Below are 17,249 nucleotides of genomic sequence, written 5' to 3'. Positions count from 1 at the left end.
ACCAGTTATGCAGATAAGCCGCATTCATCTCGAGCGTATGCGCCGTGAAGCCGAGCGTCTGACCCAGAAACACCGAGGTCAATTCCGCGACGATCTCCTCGCGCGCGTACGAGGTGTTGCCGAACTTCGAGAATCCAAAATCGCGGTTCAGCCGATGCGGGGCTTTCGTGGCATGGGCCAGCTCATGGGCCCAGACCCCGTAGAAATTGCGCGGGTCCTGAAACCGCGTGATGGACGGCATGTAGACCTTGTCCACGGGCGGCAGGTAGTACGCTTCCGTTCCTGTGAAGACGGTCGTGATGTCGATGGCATCGAAAAACGCCTGCATATGCGGGATGGGCTCGGACGGCGGATGCTCGGGCGCGGGCTCCGGGTCGGGGAAGAAGCTTTCGGGCAAGCCCTCGATCTGGCAGGCATTGAACACGCGGTAGGATTTCTGGAAGCGGAAGATGCGTGCTTCCTCGGAGCGATCATCGCCATCGCTGCGGTCGTCCTCGCCGCCCGCGTCTTTCCGGCTTTGGCCGTAATAGACGACGACAGAGGATTTCTCGCCCTTGCGGACCTTTGCGTCTAACGCATTGGCCTGCGGCAACGTCATCCAGAAGGGCGAGCTGTGGCCCGCCATCACGGTCCGCATCGTCAGCAGGAAGTTGTTCACCCCCTGGTAGGGTTCTCCGCCCACGCGCAGGGGACGAGAGCTGCCCCCTGCGGTCCAGGGCTTGCGCCACGGCAGGACGCCGCGCTCGATGATGCGGATGATTTCGTTGGTGATGACCTCGGAGGCATCGAATTTGGGCGTGCGGGATCTGGCCATGGCTGGCGTCCTTTCGAGTGTTGATGAGAGGGAGTGGTGATCAGGTTGACTGACGGGGGCGTGGATCGTTGGCGATCCTGCCACCGAGGGCTTCGACCATGTCGATGTAGGCGGTCAGCGAGACGGACCTGCCAAGGCCGCAAGGTTCAGGGTCGATCGATCCGTCCCGCGCCACCCGCGGCAGGTTCGCGAAGGCGATGACATCGGTGACGGGTCGGATATCGATGAACGGGGTCCCTCGTGCGACCGCAAGAGTGGCCAGGGGAAAGCGCTCGATCGGCGCGAAGGTCGACAGGGTGGTCCAACCAAGATGGATGAATGTCCCGCCCTCTCCGCAGATCACATGCGCATTCGGCAATAACGCCGCCAGTTTCAGATAACCGAGATCACGCATTACGGTCTCGTTTTCGAGCCGCTTCGCCAGCCCCAGCTGACCGGTTTGGCGTAGTTCCTTGTGTCGCCACCACGAGGCAGCGGTCGCGCGCAACACGCGCAAGACACCTGTTTGCATGGGAATGTCCTTCATCAGGAACGGCAGACCGGAACCCGGCCCGGCCCCATCTGAGGGACCCCAAAGGCCCTCATCCGTTAGTCACAAAACCCGAAGGACACTTTCACTCTTTAGGGATCTGATGCCGGAGAATGTTAAATGCGAAGCTCATGAGAACCTAGGATCCTGTACTTTCCGGCATCAGATCCCAATGAAGAACAGGATCAGGCCCTGACACCCTTTTTCGGGCACCCTCAGGCCTGACCTTCCCCGGCCCTCCTCTTCCTCTCAAACCCCAAGATTTCTGCAGGCGACTTGTTTTTGTTCCTTTTATGTTCTATTCTGAAAGCCGCGCTATGAAGGGAGATCCCCGATGGAAAGCACCACTTACGCCCTGCCCGCGACGCCAAAGCAGGTCGCCTTTGCCGAGCGTCTCGCCCGCATCAAGCGCCGCGCCGTGCCGGACGAATGCTTCCGCGACAAGGGGCTGATGTCGAAGTGGATCGATGGGAACAAGTGAAGCTGGGTAGACCCTGCGCTGATCGAGATTACTTCAGCCGATCGACAACGGATGCCCCGCCCGACCTGGCAAGCGCGATCAGGCTGGACTGGATCTTGGATGTGAAGACGGAACTGAACGTGCCGATGGGCGTGCGGTCCTCCCAGACATATGACCGCTCCAGAATATCGGTGTTGATCTCGTCCAGCATGACCCATTTGCGGACATGGGTCTCTAACCCCACGCGCTGCGACTCGATTTGTGGCACCTCGATAAACTTGCGCGAAGGCAAGGGCGGCTGCGTCGTGATCGGCAGGATGAACACCACGGTCTCGCTATCGGACTTGGCGACAGTGACGGCGATACAGACAGGCCGTGTCTTGCGGCCCTCGGTCTCACCCGCCATCTGCTCGCGTTTCCACAGGAACGGATAGCGGAAAACCTCTCCAGCACTCGGCCTAGTCATCAGACTGCGTCAAGTCCCGCTCGAGCCCTTCTATCATCAGCGCCTTGAGATCCTCGGGCATCTCGTCAACCATATGAGCCTGTTGCGTAGCCCCCCGCGCGAGCTGCTGGTACTGGTCCATGCTCATCAGCACGAATTTGGGTTTGCGATGCTTGGTGATCGCAATCGGCGACCGTATGGCCGCGTCGAACAGGTCACTGGTGTGCCGCGTCAGGTCGGCCGCCTTGAACTCGGGAAGCTCTTGCATGATCTTGGTCTCCATTCGTGCAGAATATACATATATTCTGGATATTCTGCAAGAGATGGGTTGAGCCCTCCCATGTGTCATCCGAACCGCTGCACGGTCTCAGTGTAGGTGTACACATTGGCGGTGATGCCGTTCTCGATGGACTCGTCTGAGGTCAGATGGTCGTAGCCGCGATAGACTGCCAGCGCGCCGTAGCGGTCAAACATGACGAAGGCCCCTGCCCGCCCGATGTCTGTCGGATTGAAGGCTAACGGCCGGATCTCGATCTTCTGGATCTCTGCTTCCAACACGCCAAGCTGCGTATCGATCTCGGGGGAGTTCATCTTGTCTAGCGTACTCTTTTTCCAAGGCCTGATACTCGGAGAGTAGTTTGGTATGGGTCGCTTCTTCATCCGTCACCAGCCAATCGAGCAGCATTGTGCCATCCTCAGCGTTATAAGCATTAACACAGACAAACACGGCGGTAAGGGTGGCCACCTGGGCCGAGGCGTCTGTGAACATCTAGCAAACTTGGAATGGCTTCTTGTTCCATGATAAGTTGATCACATCCCAGACCTGCACCTGACGCGGGTGATCTGGGTTCACCTTCAAACCAACATTCTTCTTCTTGATGATCGTATGGTTTGAAGTGTGCCGCAATTGTCTCTTGATCTTCGATGGCTATGCAGAATCACTAGCCGGTCGAGTTTATGTGGCAAGAGCATCAGTTTCCTTGCCTCATCATAGCGTCAAGGTAGGCGTTGTTGTTTTTCACCTGTCCTGTGCTGGCTCTCAAAATTAATTCGTCGAGTGCAATAAGGAGCTGCCCTGGACCTCGTTCTCTAAGGTGTTTCATGATCCTGCCTTGTTCTATTCTTAGCAATTTTCCGACATCGGCTAATATTTCGAGAACTGATTGATGATCTCTTGGTTCATGCGGGAAGAAGTCCGATACGTTTTTCAGGTCCGTCCAAGCCATATTTGTTGGATCTCGGCGTTCCTGAAAACCAGAGGTGCTGTGAGCATCTGCTCTATCCTTTTTTATATTCAATCTTGTGGGTTCTACGTGCCGGACATTTTGCCCGTCGTCGCCGGACATTTGGTCGGGCATTGTTTCCTGAGCGTCTTGGTTTCCGGCCGGAAACTCTCTGATGGTCGCTCCGACCAATTCTGCCAGCCTCTTGATAAGCTCTATGATTTCGTCGGCTTTGAGAGTTGCACGGCGTAGGATGTTTCGTACGTCCTGGAGAAATGAGACAGTCTCAACATCCTTTGCTTGGCGCAAAGCCTCGACACGAAGAGCCAGTGCCTCCGCCTTGAGTGACCGTAGCTTTTCCTGATCGCCCACAAGCTGTTCTGCGTGTTCGGTGAGCTCTCTTTCCCGATCATACATTGGCTGCAGATCGAAGCCAAAGGCATCTCTGATCAATCCACCGTAGCGGAGAGGGAACCGTTTGCGGGTTGCGCTATCCCTGCGCTGGATCAGCCCGGCATCCACGAGGTGTCCGATACACCGTCGAATCGTTCGCTCGTTCAGGCCGTTCGTTCTCTCAGACAATGATGCGTTTGAGGGAAAGACGATAGTCATTGGAGCTGTTTGTCCGGCCTTCTTCGGCATGAAGCTGATCAAGGCCTGCAGTGTTACCAGGTCATTTGGTGTCAGACCGAGTTCTTTGCGAAGCGCTCGGATCGGCTCGATGACCCTGTACGGGTTCGTACCGGGTACAGAAGATCGTTCCGCCAAGGCGGGTGTGTGAGAAAATACCTGTCTCATGATGATGTCGGCTGAAAAAGCTTCCCCGTTCACCGCGAACGGTGTTGAAAACGATTCGGCTTCGGGGTATCAATCAGGTGTCTAAGCTAATCGAGGCCCTTCGGAAGCACTGCTTTCGGGGGGTCTTTCCTTTTCTGGCCTGTCCTCCTTTCTGCTCAGTTTTCGTTATCGTCTATGTCAGGACCATCAAGATCCTGATCCCTGCCGGAGACTGGGTTACCTATGGGTTCCATTTTCTCTGGGGTAATGATCTGCCCTGGACCAGCGGCCTTCGCGTTCGCCAACGCGAGAAGAGCGGCCTCTGGATTCTCAGAGATCCACTTATGAAGCCCGTCATCTCCGTTCTTGACGGTGATGATCACGTTTCTTTTGGTGACCTTCACCATCCCGAGTTTTGTCTTGATTGCCGATGGGGCAGGGGGCTTGTGCTGTTTCAGGAGCCCTTCGAAGATCGCAAAGCGTTCGTCGGAGGTCTTGCCTGAACCTCGGGGTTCCATGAGAGCATCATGGAATTCTCGGTTTCCGGCCGGAAACCCTTCATCTCCAGAGAAGCCAAGGCTCTCATAAGACTTTGCGGCAGCATACCAACGATCGCGTCCAACCCCGGGTGCCGCCCCGATCTTTTGGATGAGTTCAGTCGGAATACAGGAAGTGACTTGTTTCATGCGAGCAAGTCCCGTGAGCTTGTCACCGGCTTTCCTGGCTTTCTGATCGATGTTGAGGGCGTCACAGACCAGTCCCTCATCCTTGCCGGAATCTATGAGAGAACGTGCAAACAGGGCTTTCTCGATCCAGCTGAGGTCTTTTCGGAAGCTGTTCTCTTGGCCTTGTGCAAGAATCGCTTGATCCTCATCCAAGCTTCTGATGAGAGCCTTTGCGGGCTTGCCAATAAGTCGAAGGGCCGCTAATCGCCTGCGCCCATAGATGATCCTGTACCGCCCCCCTTCGGGGCTCAGAAGTATCGGGATAAGCTGTCCCTGCTTGTCAATGCTTTCAGCCAGTTCCCTGATGTCATCTTCGTTATCCAGGGCCAGACGATCCTGGAACTCGGAATCATCAATAAGGTCGGTACTGATTTCTTGAATTGAAGATTGTGCCGCATCCTGAAGAGAACGGGCCATTCCCGAAAGGGCAGGGGCTCGTGACTGGGTTCGAGTCGGAGAAATCGACGAGCCCTGCTGCTTTTCTTCATCCTCGGGAATGTCGAATGTGACTTTGCGGGCCATTACTTACGCCCCCATGCCGTTTTGATGAGCCCTTCGACCTCCGCCACAACCCCGTTGATGGACTCGATAGCCCGATCGTACGTCTGGCGATGAAAATCCGTTCTGGCGATCTCGAACAGTGTCTGTTGCGTGAGCCCAGCGTCAGAGACTGCGGAGGATTTCAGGAAAGGCTGAGTAAGAACGTCATCCGTGAACATGGTCCGCAGGAATGCCGCCATCTGGGTTTGGGGGCCGTCATTGGGCTCGAAACGAGTGATTAGAAATCTCATGAAGTCCCAGTCGGGCGATGCGCCCACATCAGCAATTGTTGCCATGAGGCTGGATGTGAGCTGCAGGAATTGGGCCATCGAGGCGACGTCAAGCATGCTTGGAATGACAGTGACGACTAGGGATGTCGACGCTACCAAAGCCGATAGTGTGGTAAACCCGAGTTGCGGTGGGCAGTCGATGACGACAATGTCGTAGTCTGTCTCGACTTCATTAATGCAAAGGGCAAGCCGCTGATAGAACGGCGGCCTGATATTGTTTCGAAGGGCGTGTGCGGTTTCGGTCTCGAACTCAGAGAGCAACAAGCCGGCCGCGGCTAGATCGAGGTTGTGGAAATACGTTTTGCGCACAACGTCTCTAAATGGGATAGGGTCCTCGTACCGAAGGGCATCGTACACCGTTCCGGCCTCAGGGAAGTCGATTTCCGGCCGGAAACCGAACATGGTGGTCATTGAGGCTTGTGGGTCGAGATCGATTGCCAGAACTCGATAACCATCAACGGCAAGCTTTTGGGCCAGATGGATCGCCGTTGTCGTCTTCCCAGCGCCCCCTTTGAAGTTGGCGATCGAAATGATCTGGATATGCTCCCCATCCCGACGACGAGGAACGATATGCTGGAACTTGGTGCTTGACCGGGCTATTTCGTGGCGCGCTATATCGATTTGCTCTGCAGTGTAGAACCTGCGGCCGCGGGCGTCTGTCTCGATATCACCGAGATCGAGCTTGTCCTCGAAAAACATCTTCCGCAAAAAATCTTGGCTTACCCCGAGGATCTGGGCAACTTCCGTGGATGAGAAGCGTCTGAGAGCTTTTCGTTCATCAGGTAGAAACGACTTGCGCATATTCACATCAAGCGATTTGCTTAGACGTGTCGCCATCGTTTGGATCTTTTGATCCATTCTGATCCGCTGCTCGTTCATGCCCGTCCCGCCGCCCGTCTTCCGGGTCTATCTTGAGAAGGAACGCAAAACCGCCGGAAACTGATGGTTAGCGTTCTTCCGCAAAAATGTCAGGAAAGCGTTTGACAGGCAAGGATTTTTTCAAATGGTGGGCCGGTATCCGGTGAAATCATTTATTTACAATGACTTATCTTATTTCGCGGATCCAGCGCGTCAAGTGCTTGTGTCGCTTCCATCTCTTAAACGCAAGATGTACCCGATTCACATAGGCGGTTTTGCTTCCAAAGAACGAATCTGAGTCTCTTAAATCATTCCCAGACTCTCGGCTCGCTCCAACAGCATCTTGACCGATGAGGGCTGCCATTTCGTTCGGCCACGGGGCGTGCGTTCGCGCATAGATTCCAGCCGTTCACAGATCGCTTGAAGCGTGATGTCACGATCTGCGCCCTTGATGCCAGCAATAATGGCGGGCAGGCGGTCGTCGGTTTCGCGGCGCCCGGCGCGGGCCAGCACCTCGGCAGGCAGGAAGCCGTCGCGGACATAAGCCTTCACAGCGCGCAAGAGACGGCTTTGGGTCCAGCGACGCGCCTCAGGCAAGGGGCCGTTGATGATGCGCAACACGTCTTCCCAGGCCAAGTCGGGGCGCAACCGGCGCACATGGGGCACCCAGTCTTGTGCCGTCTCGTTCAGGCGCTCCATGTAGCCGTCCTGTCTTGCCAGCCGTACCTTACGAAGAGCGGCAGGGTCTTTGGCCCGCAGCCCAGGGTTCCCGCCCACGCGGCCCTTTGTGCGCGCGCTGGCGAGGCCGGCCTTGGTGCGTTCCCGGATCAAGGCGCGTTCGAACTCGGCCGCGGCCCCCAGCACTTGCAACGTGAACTTGCCCTGCGGGGATCCGGTGTCGATGGGGTCCTGAATGGAACGAAAGAACGCGCCCTTGGCCTCCAGCCGCTCGATCACCTCCAGCAGATGCGACAGGGATCGCGCAAGGCGGTCGATCCGCACGACCACCAGCGTGTCGCCCTTGCCGATGCGCTCCAACACCCGCGCCAGCACCGGCCGCGCACGATTGCCGCCCGAGGCCTGTTCTTCATGGATCTCGGCGCAGCCCGCGGATTTCAGGGCCTGCGTCTGGGGCAGGGGGGTCTGATCCTCGGTCGAGACCCGAGCGTAACCTATCAGGGGCATCAAAACAGTCTTTTTGCAGTTTTATGTATCGCTACTAAACGACCGTTTGTAAACGAATGCAAGAGCGTGCACTGTGGCGCTGCTCAACAGAGAACCCTTGGTTTCCATACGCTGAGCGCGATCAGTGAGCTCTCGCAGACCATCGCGCGCCCGTACTATATAAGATGTGCAGGCGCACCCTGACAAAACACTTGGGTAAAATGCAAAAAAGCCGTATTTTGCACACATGAAGACTCAAGTATCTATGCAGTATGATAGCTTTTACGATCCTCTAGTGGATGCGATGGGGCTTGAAGAGACGTCTGAGGACGACCTGTGGTTCCTGCCCGGTCCGATGGAAGTGGAGCCGGATTTTCTGCCGCCTGGACCAACGGCAGAGTTGCGTGAAACTGCAGTCCTCGACGATTGGCGATGCGCTGAGGCGGGCAATGCCGCCCGTCTTGCCCGCGTGGCTGGCCGGATCGGCGCGCTGGACGACCGGCTGCGCCGTGGCCCGGAAGGCTGGCGGCACAGGCTCGCGCTGATGGAGGCGGCAGATCTCAGCTGGTTTGTAGGCGACCGAATTGGCCCGGATCGGCTGGCGCTCTGGAAATCCATGCGCTTGTCCGGCGTGCAGGACGACACCGCGGCGCTCGCGCGTGTCGGATGGGCAGTGCGGCGTCTTACAGGCGGCCCTGGACCGGAAGTGGACCTGTCCGCCTTCCTCGACCGCCGCGACCCCGAGAACCTCGGCGTTGAAGCCGAACCGTTCGCGGATCGCGCGGGCGGTTGGCTCGATCTCATGGCGCAAGCCGCCGATCTTCACCCAATCACGCGCGCTTGCATGGGCTTCCATCTCTGGAGTCTCGCGGGCCTCGGGCAGCACGGCGACCGGATGGAAGCGGCGGTCACAGCCGCACGGATTGTGGCCAGTGAGGGCAAGGGGGCGCTCTTCGCGCCTCTGGCCATGGGCGGGGCAGGGGGATTGCGCTCCGGTGGCTCACCCGCTGACCGTCTGTCTCGTTGGCTTGACGGGATGGAGACCGCATGCCTGACCGCAATGCATCACCTCGATGATATCGAGGCATGGTCGGCGAGGACGGAAGCCGAGATGAGCCCGCTTTCCGGCCGCACGCCCCCGGCCTTGTGCGCGGTACTTACCGAATGGCCGCTCGTGTCCGCTCCGATGGCCGAGGCCATGATCGGTGCCAGCCGGGCTGCCGTCCAGCGCAACCTTGCTTGGATGGAAGCGCGTGGTCTGATCCACGAGATGACGGGGCAGGGGCGGTATCGGATGTGGAGGGTCGCAACTTAAGCCGTGCTCTTTGTCGGGGGGCCGACAGTTTATGTTAGAGTCAACGCTTCTGTCCGCCAAACTTGCAGAGAATTCGCGCATCTAGCCCAGTTTGACGAATGTTGCTCGAAGCACGAATGTCCGCACAGATGAAAACGAACCGCCCGTGTCCAGTCTTCGTCTCTTGCTGCGGCTTATAAATGCGTGGCCCAGCGAGGATGGCTATCGTCAATGATCAAGGCATGGCTGTGCCTGCGATGTCCCCTTAGGTGGGGATGGTCGAGTGGCAAATTATCGTGGGTGTGCTCAAGCTCAACGGGATCGCCGGACGGCCAGAGTTTCAGCGCTGCGAGCATTCCGAAGGCGGCGATGAGGGCCAGTCCGATCAGTGCGGGAACGACACCATAGACCGTCAGCAGCCATCCCGACAGCGGATAGGTCACAAGCCAGCAGGCGTGGGACAGCGCGAATTGCGCCGCGAAGAGTGCCGGGCGGTCCCCGGCGTGTGCGGAACGGCGCAGCAGTCGGCCAGAAGGGGTGAGGACAGCGGAATATCCGAGCCCCACCAGCAACCAGGCTGTTAGAAGGATGGACCAGCCAAGGCCTGCTCCAAGGACCGTCAACGCCAGACCGACCAGAGTAGCCACCATCAGCGCGGCTCCGCCGAACATCACGGGCCGGTCTGGCAACGCATCGAGAACACGCGGCAGGACCAGCGCTGCGATCATCGACCCTGCGCCGAAGGCGAACATCGTCCAGGCCAGAGCACTTTCCGAAAGGCCGAGCGAGCCGCGCACAAGAACGACGGTGTTGACCAGCACCATCGCACCTGCCGCCGCCGCCGCGAGGTTCAATGCCAAGAGCCCGCGCAAGCGGGGCGTGGCCAGATAGATGCGGATGCCGCGCGTAGTGCGGTCATAGACACCGCGCGGCTCGGATGGGCGGGGACTGGGCAGCACGACCGAAACAACCAGAAGGGCCGATGCGGCGAAACCGAGGACCGTGCCGAGGAAAAGCGAATTGTAGGACATCACCGCGAGCAGAAGGGCCGCCAGCGTCGGGCTGACGATGTTTTCCAGATCGTAGGCCAGCCGCGACAGCGACAGCGCGCGGGTATAGCGCGCCTCTTCGGGCAGAACGTCCGGGATCGTCGCCTGAAAGGTCGGCGTGAAGGCGGCGGAAGCCGATTGAAGAAGGAAGATCAGGACGTAGACCTGCCAGACCTCGGTCACGAAGGGCAGTGCGAGCGCGACACCGGCACGCACCAGATCGAGCGTCACCAGAAGCGCGCGGCGCGGCACGCGGTCTGCGAAAGCCCCTGCAATGGGCGCGATGCCCACATAAGCAACCATCTTGATGGTGAAGACTGTGCCGAGGACCAGCGCCGCCCCGTCGCCCGAAAGATCAAAGGCGAGCAGGCCGAGTGCGACTGTGGCGAGTCCGGTACCCAGAAGGGCTACGACCTGTGCCAGAAACAGGTGCCGATAAGTGCGGTCGGAGAGAATATCGAGCATGGTCAGCCTCAGAGATATCGGGCGATCGCCCGCAACTCGGCGCGATCAGTTTCAGAACTTTCAACGTCGATACAATGGTCCATGTGATCATGGATCAGCGCACGCTTGGCGTTCGTCACGGCCTTTTCGACCGCTTGCATCTGCTGAGCAATCTCCAGACAGGGTTTGCCCGCCTCGATCATTTCGATCACGGCGCGCAAATGGCCGTCAGCGCGTTTCAGCCGGGCGACAAGGGCGGGATGGGTTGCATGGACTGGATGTTTTGTCATAAAGTAGTTCTATCCCCCCCGGGAGGATAGAACAAGATGGTGCCACGACGCACCACGCTAGAGACGGGCAGACGGGCAGATCCTATGGATACCTTGAGGACAGTTGTAAACGCCGCGTTTGCGACACTCTTATGTTTGGCCGTACTCCTCTGGTCTGTGGTGCCCGCAACCTCGCACGCACCCTCAGTCATCGGCGTCCTTCAAGAGCACGCAGAAATGGTTGCTGAGCACGGTCATTCGCATGGACTGGAAGAAGACCTCGCCTGGGCCATGCATGGACATAGCCATGACAGCATCGATCACGATCACAGTCAGGCGGTCGTGCCTGGCCCCGACCGATCGCCGCACCCGCTCGATATTTATAGAGCCGCATGGCCGTTGAGTTCGGCCACGTCGAACACCTTGCAGACATACCAAATCGAAAGACCTCCGCGCGTCTGATCGACTGCGTGCCAACAGCGCGATGCATTCGATCATCAACACATATGCGGAGTTCAATCCATGAATACAGTCCACCAGGGCTGGACCGATCCCGGCATACGCCGGATCGTGATCCTGTCCTTCATTGCCCTTTCGGCGCTCGTCCTGGGTGCGGAAAACGCTCTTGCCCATGCCGTCACAGAAGGTGACGCAGGCTATATCCAGGAAATCTGGGGGGTGAACATCATCCCCTTCATGTATCTCGGCGCCAAACACATGGTCACGGGATACGATCACATCCTGTTCCTGCTCGGCGTCGTCTTCTTCCTCTACAAGATGAAGGATGTAGGCATCTATGTCAGCCTCTTCGCCCTCGGGCACTCGACCACGATGCTGGCCGGTGTCTGGTTCGGCTGGGGCATCAACGCCTACATCATCGACGCGATCATCGGCCTTTCGGTCGTCTACAAGGCGCTCGACAATCTCGGGGCTTATCAGCGCTGGTTTGGGTTCCAGCCGAACACCAAGGCCGCAACGCTGATCTTCGGCTTCTTCCACGGCACGGGCCTGGCCACGAAGATCCTAGACTACGAGATCGCGTCAGAGGGCCTACTGGCCAATCTTCTGGCGTTCAACGTGGGCGTCGAGCTTGGCCAGATCATGGCGCTTGCCGTGATCCTCATCGTCATGGGCTTCTGGCGGAAATCCCCAAGCTTCTTCCGCCAAGCCTACACCGCCAACGTCGTCATGATGTCCATGGGATTCATCCTCATGGGCCTGCAAATCACCGGCTACTTCGTAGCCACCTGAGAATTTAGGAGACCAAAATGTTTAACGCAAAAAAACCGAGCCTTGATGAGCTTCCCAGCTCCGCGCAGCTTATCCGTTCCACTGCCATTGCGGCGGCCAGCGCCGTTGCGATCCTTGTGACCGTCGTGCTGCCTGCCGAATACAACATCGACCCGACCGGGATCGGCGGGGTTCTCGGGCTGAGCGAGATGGGTGAGATCAAAGCCCAGCTTGCGGAGGAGGCCGAAGCCGACAGGCTGTTGGAGATCGAAGCCGAAGAGCAGTCGAGCCTTATGAACGATATCTTTGGACTTTTTGTCGGCACGGCATATGCACAGGAGGCCGAAATCTGGCGTGACGAAACCACCTTTACGCTTGCACCCGGCGACAGTGCCGAGTGGAAGCTGGTCATGGAAGAGGGCCAGACGGTGGAATACCGAATGCTGGTCGATGGCGGTCGGGTGAATTTTGACATGCACGGCCACGGCGGCGGCAATTCGGTGACCTATGAAAAGGGCCGCGGTTCGACGGGCGACGAGGGCGAGATCATCGCGGCATTCGACGGCGAACACGGATGGTTCTGGCGGAATCGGGACAGCCAGCCCGCAACCGTGACTGTCCAGGTGCGCGGCGAATACACCGAATTCAAAGACGCAAGTTGACACAAGGGCAGCCACCCGCATGAAAAGATGCGGGTGGTTGCCTGGCTCCGAAACAGACCTTGGATGAGTCCGCAGTCTCGCCTCAGATTTTCCCCCGAAACCAACCTCGGGCATCTTTTGGCCAATCAGTGAGTACCCGCGTGGCAATGTCACGCCTATGTTACGGGATACTTCTTGACCTCCCCCTACTGGAAGCTTGCATAAGGATCGCATGATCTGCGTTTTCCGCCTCATTTTGATTCTTGCATTGAGCTTCGGTGCCGTGGTTGCGCCGGATGTATCGGCAGCGAATGCGGCTGAGGCAGCAATGGCTCAGATGGTGGGCGCTGAAAGCGGGGACGACCATTGCGGCGGATGCGATCCGATCGGATTTGCTGACGGGATAACCTGCGAGGGTGGGTGTACAGTCCCTTGTGGCGCGGGAACTACGGCCGGTATCGTAGCTCGTACGTCAGCGATGACGCTTGAGATGGCCTTCGGTGTTGTCATCCCGGTCGCGGGACCTGTGATCCCGATTGGCGCGGTTCCCTCCCTTGATCCATTTCCTCCCAAGCTGCCTGTCTGAACCTGATAGCGGCCTCGCTTGTTGCGGGGCCTGACCGTTGCCTTGGCCGAAGCTGGCTGAGTGCGACCCTTTCAGATCAAGGCAGAAGTAATGACCCTCAACAGACTGATTTCACGACGGCACGTGCTGCGCACCGGTGCCGCTTTCACGGCCATATCCACTCTGTCACCGGCACGAGTAGCGATGGCAGGTCCGACAGAGGACCCATTCTTGCTACGCGCTGCGGCCGGACAAGCCGCCCTGCGACCGGCACCCTACGGCCCTACCGACGTCTGGAGCTACAACGGATCCCTCCCCGGCCCCGAGATCCGGGTGCGGCAGGGAGACCGAATTCGGGTTCTGGCCCGGAACGGGCTAAATGAAGGGACGACGGTCCACTGGCATGGCATTCGCACACCCAATGCGATGGACGGTGTGCCGTTCCTGACACAGGACCCGATCCCGGTCGGTGGCGAGTTTCTCTACGAATTCGATGCGCTGGACGCAGGTACATTCTGGTATCACCCGCACCAGCGCAGTTCGGAACAGGTCGGGCGCGGGCTTTACGGGCCGCTGATCGTCGAGGAAGCAAACCCGATCCGCGTGGATCGCGATTTGACCTGGATGCTCGATGACTGGCGGATGACCGGCGACGGACAGATTGCGACAGATTTCGGAAGCCGGCACGACGCGATGCACGGCGGTCGTATCGGCAATTCCGTGACGATCAACGGCCAGATCCCTGACCGTATCGCGGTGCGATCCGGGGAACGCATCCGCCTTCGGCTGGTCAATGCAGCGAACGCGCGGATATTCGGGCTGGATTTCGGGGGGCTTGCGCCGGTCGTGGTCGCTCTGGACGGTCAACCCGTGTCACCTCATGTACCAGACGATGACATCGTGGTGGTCGGTCCGGCCATGCGTGTCGATCTGGTGATTGATATGACCGGCAAGCCCGGAGAGAGCCTGACCATCACCGATGTCTTCTACAGGGATCTGGAATACCGTCTGGTCGATCTCGCCTACGGGCCGGATCGGTTACGGGACGCGGTCCCGGACTGGTCGATGGAACTGCCACCCAACCCGCTGGCCGAACCCGATATGCAAGCTGCCACGCGGCATCAGATCATCTTTAATGGCGGCATGATGGGGCAGATGATGATGGGCGGCGGCATGGGGTCCATGATGGAGCAGATGCGCGAAGGCAACATGTGGTTCATCAACGGCAAAGCAGCAACGGGGCACATGATGGATCCATTGCTGGTCCTGCCGCAGGGCACGTCGCATGTGCTGCAGATGGACAATCGCACCGCGTGGCATCACCCGATGCATCTTCATGGACATTCGTTCCGTGTGATCACACGGAACGGGCAACCGACACGGCATCGCGAATGGCAGGACACCGTCCTGATGGCACCGGAGGAACGGGTCGAGATCGCCTTCGTGGCGGACAATCCGGGAGACTGGATGTTCCATTGTCACATCCTGGAACACCAGGCGGCCGGCATGATGGGCATCATACGTGTCGATCCTGGCACGACCAAAACCTGAAACAATCTCACGTAACGATCACCACGAAAGGAAAGAACCGATGAAGAAACTAATTGGACTTGCCAGTCTTGGCACCGCAGGTGCTGCCGCTGTCCTTGCAATGAGCCTGAATGCCGCGCCTGCAGCAGCGCAAGAGGCCACGCTCTACAAGAACCCGCAATGCGGATGCTGCGAGAGCTATGCGGACTACCTGCGCGAGAATGGCTTCACGGTCGAGGTAAAGCCGACCCATGATCTGGCTCAGATCAGCCGTGATGCAGGTATCCCGGACGATTTCCAGGGCTGCCATACGACCTTTCTGGGTGACTACGTCGTCAGCGGTCATGTGCCAATTGATGTCGTCAACAAGTTGCTTGATGAGCGCCCGGACATTGCCGGTCTGACACTTCCCGGCATGCCGTTGGGATCGCCGGGTATGGGGGGCGCGAAGCAGGAACCGTTCAAGATTTACACCGTCGAAGAAGGTGTGAACCCGACCGTCTATGCGGTCGAATGATTAATTGCGCGGACTGGTGCGATCCCGTGCCTGACCGGTTTCAAGGGAAAACAAAGGATGAAGTGCATGATGATGGATGGTGGAATGATGGGTGGCGGCATGATGATCGCGATGGGACTGGTTTGGTTACTCATCGTGGCGGTGCTGGTGCTCGCGGCAATCGCCTTGGTCAAATACATCCGCTCGGACAGCGGAAAATAGAAATGCGCCAAGATGCGGAATGAGGGCGACAGCAACGGCGACGGCCTGTTGTCGATGGGGATTGGTCTGGGGGCGTGCGTCCTGCTTGTCGTGGCATCGATAGTCGCACTCTCGTTGTATTTGGATAGCCAGAAGAAGGCACAAGCGACATGAAAAACACCATTAGGCTCGCCGCGGTCTTGCTCGCCACAACGGTCTCTCACGTTTCGGCGGAGAGCGACTTGCGCATGGGCGAGCGTCTCTATCAGGAGAATTGTGCCAGTTGCCATGGCGCAAACCTGGAGGGGCAGCCTGATTGGCGCACCCGATTGCCGAACGGCAGATTGCCTGCCCCGCCGCATGATGCGTCGGGTCATACCTGGCATCATACGGACCGCGTATTGTTCGACATCGTGAAACGCGGACCGGCGGCGATTGTCGGGGCCGGTTATGAAAGCGACATGCCCGGATATGAGGGCGTACTGACAGATGACGAAATCACGTCGATCGTCGACTACATCAAGAGCACCTGGCCCGACAAAGAACGTGCCTTTCAGAGTGAGCGGACCCGCGAGGACCAGCAAGCACAGCCATGACCAGCTATCGTGACAATATGACTGTTCCCACGCCCCGCCGGAGAAATCTCGGCTTTGTGCTGGTGCCCGTCGTGGCTTTGGCCCTTATGGTCCTGTTTGGCTGGGGGCTTTTCAGCGAGGGCGATGATCTGCCGTCCGCGCTTATCGACAAGCCTGTACCGGAGTTTGCACTCGCTCCGGTGCTCGGCCGCGAGGAAGGTCTTTCGACGCAGGACCTGATCGGCCATGTTTCGCTGGTGAACGTCTTTGCCTCGTGGTGTGTGCCCTGCCGCGCCGAACATCCGCTATTCATGGAATTGAGCGCCACGGGCGAAGTGCCGCTCTACGGGATCAACTACAAGGATCCGCCCGAACAGGCGCGCGCCTGGCTAGACGAACTGGGTGATCCCTACACCCGCATCGGGGCCGACATAAACGGACGTGCGGGCATCGAGTGGGGTGTTTACGGCGTGCCTGAAACCTATGTCATCACTTCCGACGGCACCATTGCCTACCGCCATGTCGGCCCCATCACGCGAGCGATTCTGGAGGAAACCCTTTTGCCGATCGTCCGTGATCTGAAAACCCAAGCCGGCAAGGAGCCAACGCCATGAAATATCTCAAAACGGCGCTGCTCGTCTGGGCATTGTCCGTCGGCACGGCGTTTGCCGGGCCGCAAGGCTTCGCACTGCACGACACGCCGCAGCCGGTGATCAATGTGCGCTACGAGACCGAGGACGGCAGCCGTGGGGACATGGAGGATTTTCGTGGCAAGGTGATCCTCGTGAACGTTTGGGCAACCTGGTGCGTCCCCTGCCGGGAAGAGATGCCGACGCTGGATGCACTTCAGGCGGAACTTGGCGGCGACCGTTTCGAGGTTGTCGCCCTGTCCATCGACAGGGCCGGGTCGCCCGTCGTGCGGCGGTTCTACGACGAGATCGGTGTCAACAATCTCAAGATGTATGTCGACAAGACCATGCTGTCGATGACCGCGCTGCGCACCGTCGGTCTGCCGACAACGATCCTGATCGACGCGCAGGGGCGGGAGCTTGGGAGACTGGTCGGCCCGGCCGAATGGGATGATCCCGAGATGGTCTCCTTCTTGCGAGGCTTTATCGAATAAGCGCCCC

General features: G+C 58.6%; 21 protein-coding genes. 10 read left to right on the top strand and 11 right to left on the bottom strand.

The annotated features are described in order from the left end of the window. A partial coding sequence (locus ROS217_RS23045; protein ID WP_009820218.1) for an ArdC family protein occupies positions 1 to 814 on the bottom strand: 814 nt, incomplete at its 3' end. A 40-nt stretch (positions 815 to 854) separates the two neighbouring features. Further along, positions 855 to 1,340, bottom strand: a complete 486-nt coding sequence (locus tag ROS217_RS23040) for a hypothetical protein (RefSeq protein WP_009820217.1) — start codon at positions 1,338 to 1,340, stop codon at positions 855 to 857. Between the two features lie 337 nt (positions 1,341 to 1,677). Between ROS217_RS23040 and ROS217_RS24540 the strand changes: the two genes are divergently transcribed. After that, a complete protein-coding gene (locus ROS217_RS24540) occupies positions 1,678 to 1,824 on the top strand; it encodes a hypothetical protein (protein WP_009820216.1) in 147 nt (48 codons plus the stop codon). A 28-nt stretch (positions 1,825 to 1,852) separates the two neighbouring features. On the opposite strand, the gene ROS217_RS23035 is transcribed toward ROS217_RS24540, so the two are convergent. From ROS217_RS23035 to ROS217_RS23005, 7 genes are all read right to left on the bottom strand, one after another. Then, positions 1,853 to 2,269 (bottom strand): hypothetical protein, encoded by a 417-nt coding sequence (locus tag ROS217_RS23035; protein WP_254656527.1) that lies wholly within the window; start codon positions 2,267 to 2,269, stop codon positions 1,853 to 1,855. Continuing rightward, positions 2,262 to 2,516: a type II toxin-antitoxin system prevent-host-death family antitoxin gene (locus ROS217_RS23030; protein ID WP_254656526.1), complete on the bottom strand. Its 255-nt coding sequence runs from the start codon at positions 2,514 to 2,516 to the stop codon at positions 2,262 to 2,264. Before ROS217_RS23030 ends, ROS217_RS23035 begins: the two co-directional genes overlap by 8 nt. 77 nt (positions 2,517 to 2,593) lie before the next feature. Further along, complete coding sequence (locus tag ROS217_RS23025; RefSeq protein ID WP_009820213.1) at positions 2,594 to 2,839, bottom strand: hypothetical protein; 246 nt, start codon at positions 2,837 to 2,839, stop codon at positions 2,594 to 2,596. A 380-nt stretch (positions 2,840 to 3,219) separates the two neighbouring features. Then, complete coding sequence (locus tag ROS217_RS23020; RefSeq protein ID WP_040652346.1) at positions 3,220 to 4,269, bottom strand: helix-turn-helix domain-containing protein; 1,050 nt, start codon at positions 4,267 to 4,269, stop codon at positions 3,220 to 3,222. A 155-nt stretch (positions 4,270 to 4,424) separates the two neighbouring features. Next, positions 4,425 to 5,495 carry a plasmid partitioning protein RepB gene (gene repB, locus ROS217_RS23015; protein ID WP_040652300.1) on the bottom strand — a complete coding sequence of 357 codons (1,071 nt, stop codon included), beginning with the start codon at positions 5,493 to 5,495 and terminating at the stop codon, positions 4,425 to 4,427. Continuing rightward, complete coding sequence (repA, locus tag ROS217_RS23010) at positions 5,495 to 6,682, bottom strand: plasmid partitioning protein RepA (RefSeq protein ID WP_009820210.1); 1,188 nt, start codon at positions 6,680 to 6,682, stop codon at positions 5,495 to 5,497. The genes repB and repA overlap by 1 nt, the downstream gene beginning before the upstream one ends. A gap of 282 nt (positions 6,683 to 6,964) precedes the next feature. Beyond that, a complete protein-coding gene (locus ROS217_RS23005) occupies positions 6,965 to 7,846 on the bottom strand; it encodes a recombinase family protein (RefSeq protein ID WP_009820208.1) in 882 nt (293 codons plus the stop codon). A gap of 244 nt (positions 7,847 to 8,090) precedes the next feature. Between ROS217_RS23005 and ROS217_RS23000 the strand changes: the two genes are divergently transcribed. After that, complete coding sequence (locus ROS217_RS23000; RefSeq protein WP_009820207.1) at positions 8,091 to 9,140, top strand: hypothetical protein; 1,050 nt, start codon at positions 8,091 to 8,093, stop codon at positions 9,138 to 9,140. A 173-nt stretch (positions 9,141 to 9,313) separates the two neighbouring features. On the opposite strand, the gene ROS217_RS22995 is transcribed toward ROS217_RS23000, so the two are convergent. Both ROS217_RS22995 and ROS217_RS22990 read right to left on the bottom strand, forming a co-directional pair. After that, complete coding sequence (locus ROS217_RS22995; protein WP_009820206.1) at positions 9,314 to 10,633, bottom strand: MFS transporter; 1,320 nt, start codon at positions 10,631 to 10,633, stop codon at positions 9,314 to 9,316. Between the two features lie 8 nt (positions 10,634 to 10,641). After that, positions 10,642 to 10,902 (bottom strand): metal-sensing transcriptional repressor, encoded by a 261-nt coding sequence (locus ROS217_RS22990; RefSeq protein ID WP_007120627.1) that lies wholly within the window; start codon positions 10,900 to 10,902, stop codon positions 10,642 to 10,644. A 501-nt stretch (positions 10,903 to 11,403) separates the two neighbouring features. Between ROS217_RS22990 and ROS217_RS22985 the strand changes: the two genes are divergently transcribed. The 8 genes from ROS217_RS22985 to ROS217_RS22950 all read left to right on the top strand — a co-directional run bounded on the left by ROS217_RS22985 (position 11,404) and on the right by ROS217_RS22950 (position 17,242). Beyond that, positions 11,404 to 12,132, top strand: a complete 729-nt coding sequence (locus ROS217_RS22985; protein ID WP_009820205.1) for a HupE/UreJ family protein — start codon at positions 11,404 to 11,406, stop codon at positions 12,130 to 12,132. 17 nt (positions 12,133 to 12,149) lie between these two features. Further along, on the top strand, positions 12,150 to 12,773 hold the full coding sequence (locus ROS217_RS22980; protein WP_007121517.1) for a hypothetical protein: 624 nt from the start codon (positions 12,150 to 12,152) through the stop codon (positions 12,771 to 12,773). Between the two features lie 655 nt (positions 12,774 to 13,428). Beyond that, complete coding sequence (locus tag ROS217_RS22970) at positions 13,429 to 14,868, top strand: multicopper oxidase family protein (RefSeq protein ID WP_075571762.1); 1,440 nt, start codon at positions 13,429 to 13,431, stop codon at positions 14,866 to 14,868. Positions 14,869 to 14,908: 40 nt separating this feature from the next. Then, entirely contained in the window at positions 14,909 to 15,364 is a 456-nt protein-coding gene (locus ROS217_RS22965; RefSeq protein WP_009820203.1) for a DUF411 domain-containing protein, read from the top strand. Positions 15,365 to 15,430: 66 nt separating this feature from the next. Beyond that, positions 15,431 to 15,565 carry a hypothetical protein gene (locus ROS217_RS24945; protein WP_007121580.1) on the top strand — a complete coding sequence of 45 codons (135 nt, stop codon included), beginning with the start codon at positions 15,431 to 15,433 and terminating at the stop codon, positions 15,563 to 15,565. Between the two features lie 149 nt (positions 15,566 to 15,714). Next, positions 15,715 to 16,140, top strand: coding sequence for a c-type cytochrome (locus tag ROS217_RS22960; RefSeq protein WP_009820202.1), 426 nt, complete (start codon positions 15,715 to 15,717; stop codon positions 16,138 to 16,140). Next, on the top strand, positions 16,137 to 16,733 hold the full coding sequence (locus ROS217_RS22955) for a DsbE family thiol:disulfide interchange protein (RefSeq protein ID WP_009820201.1): 597 nt from the start codon (positions 16,137 to 16,139) through the stop codon (positions 16,731 to 16,733). The genes ROS217_RS22960 and ROS217_RS22955 overlap by 4 nt, the downstream gene beginning before the upstream one ends. After that, positions 16,730 to 17,242, top strand: a complete 513-nt coding sequence (locus ROS217_RS22950; RefSeq protein ID WP_007121403.1) for a TlpA family protein disulfide reductase — start codon at positions 16,730 to 16,732, stop codon at positions 17,240 to 17,242. Before ROS217_RS22955 ends, ROS217_RS22950 begins: the two co-directional genes overlap by 4 nt. Positions 17,243 to 17,249 lie beyond the last annotated feature (7 nt).

This window comes from Roseovarius sp. 217, from assembly GCF_000152845.1.
Lineage (GTDB): Bacteria > Pseudomonadota > Alphaproteobacteria > Rhodobacterales > Rhodobacteraceae > Roseovarius.
Note: the sequence above shows the minus strand (reverse complement) of the source record. Positions and strands in the feature narration are given on the sequence as shown.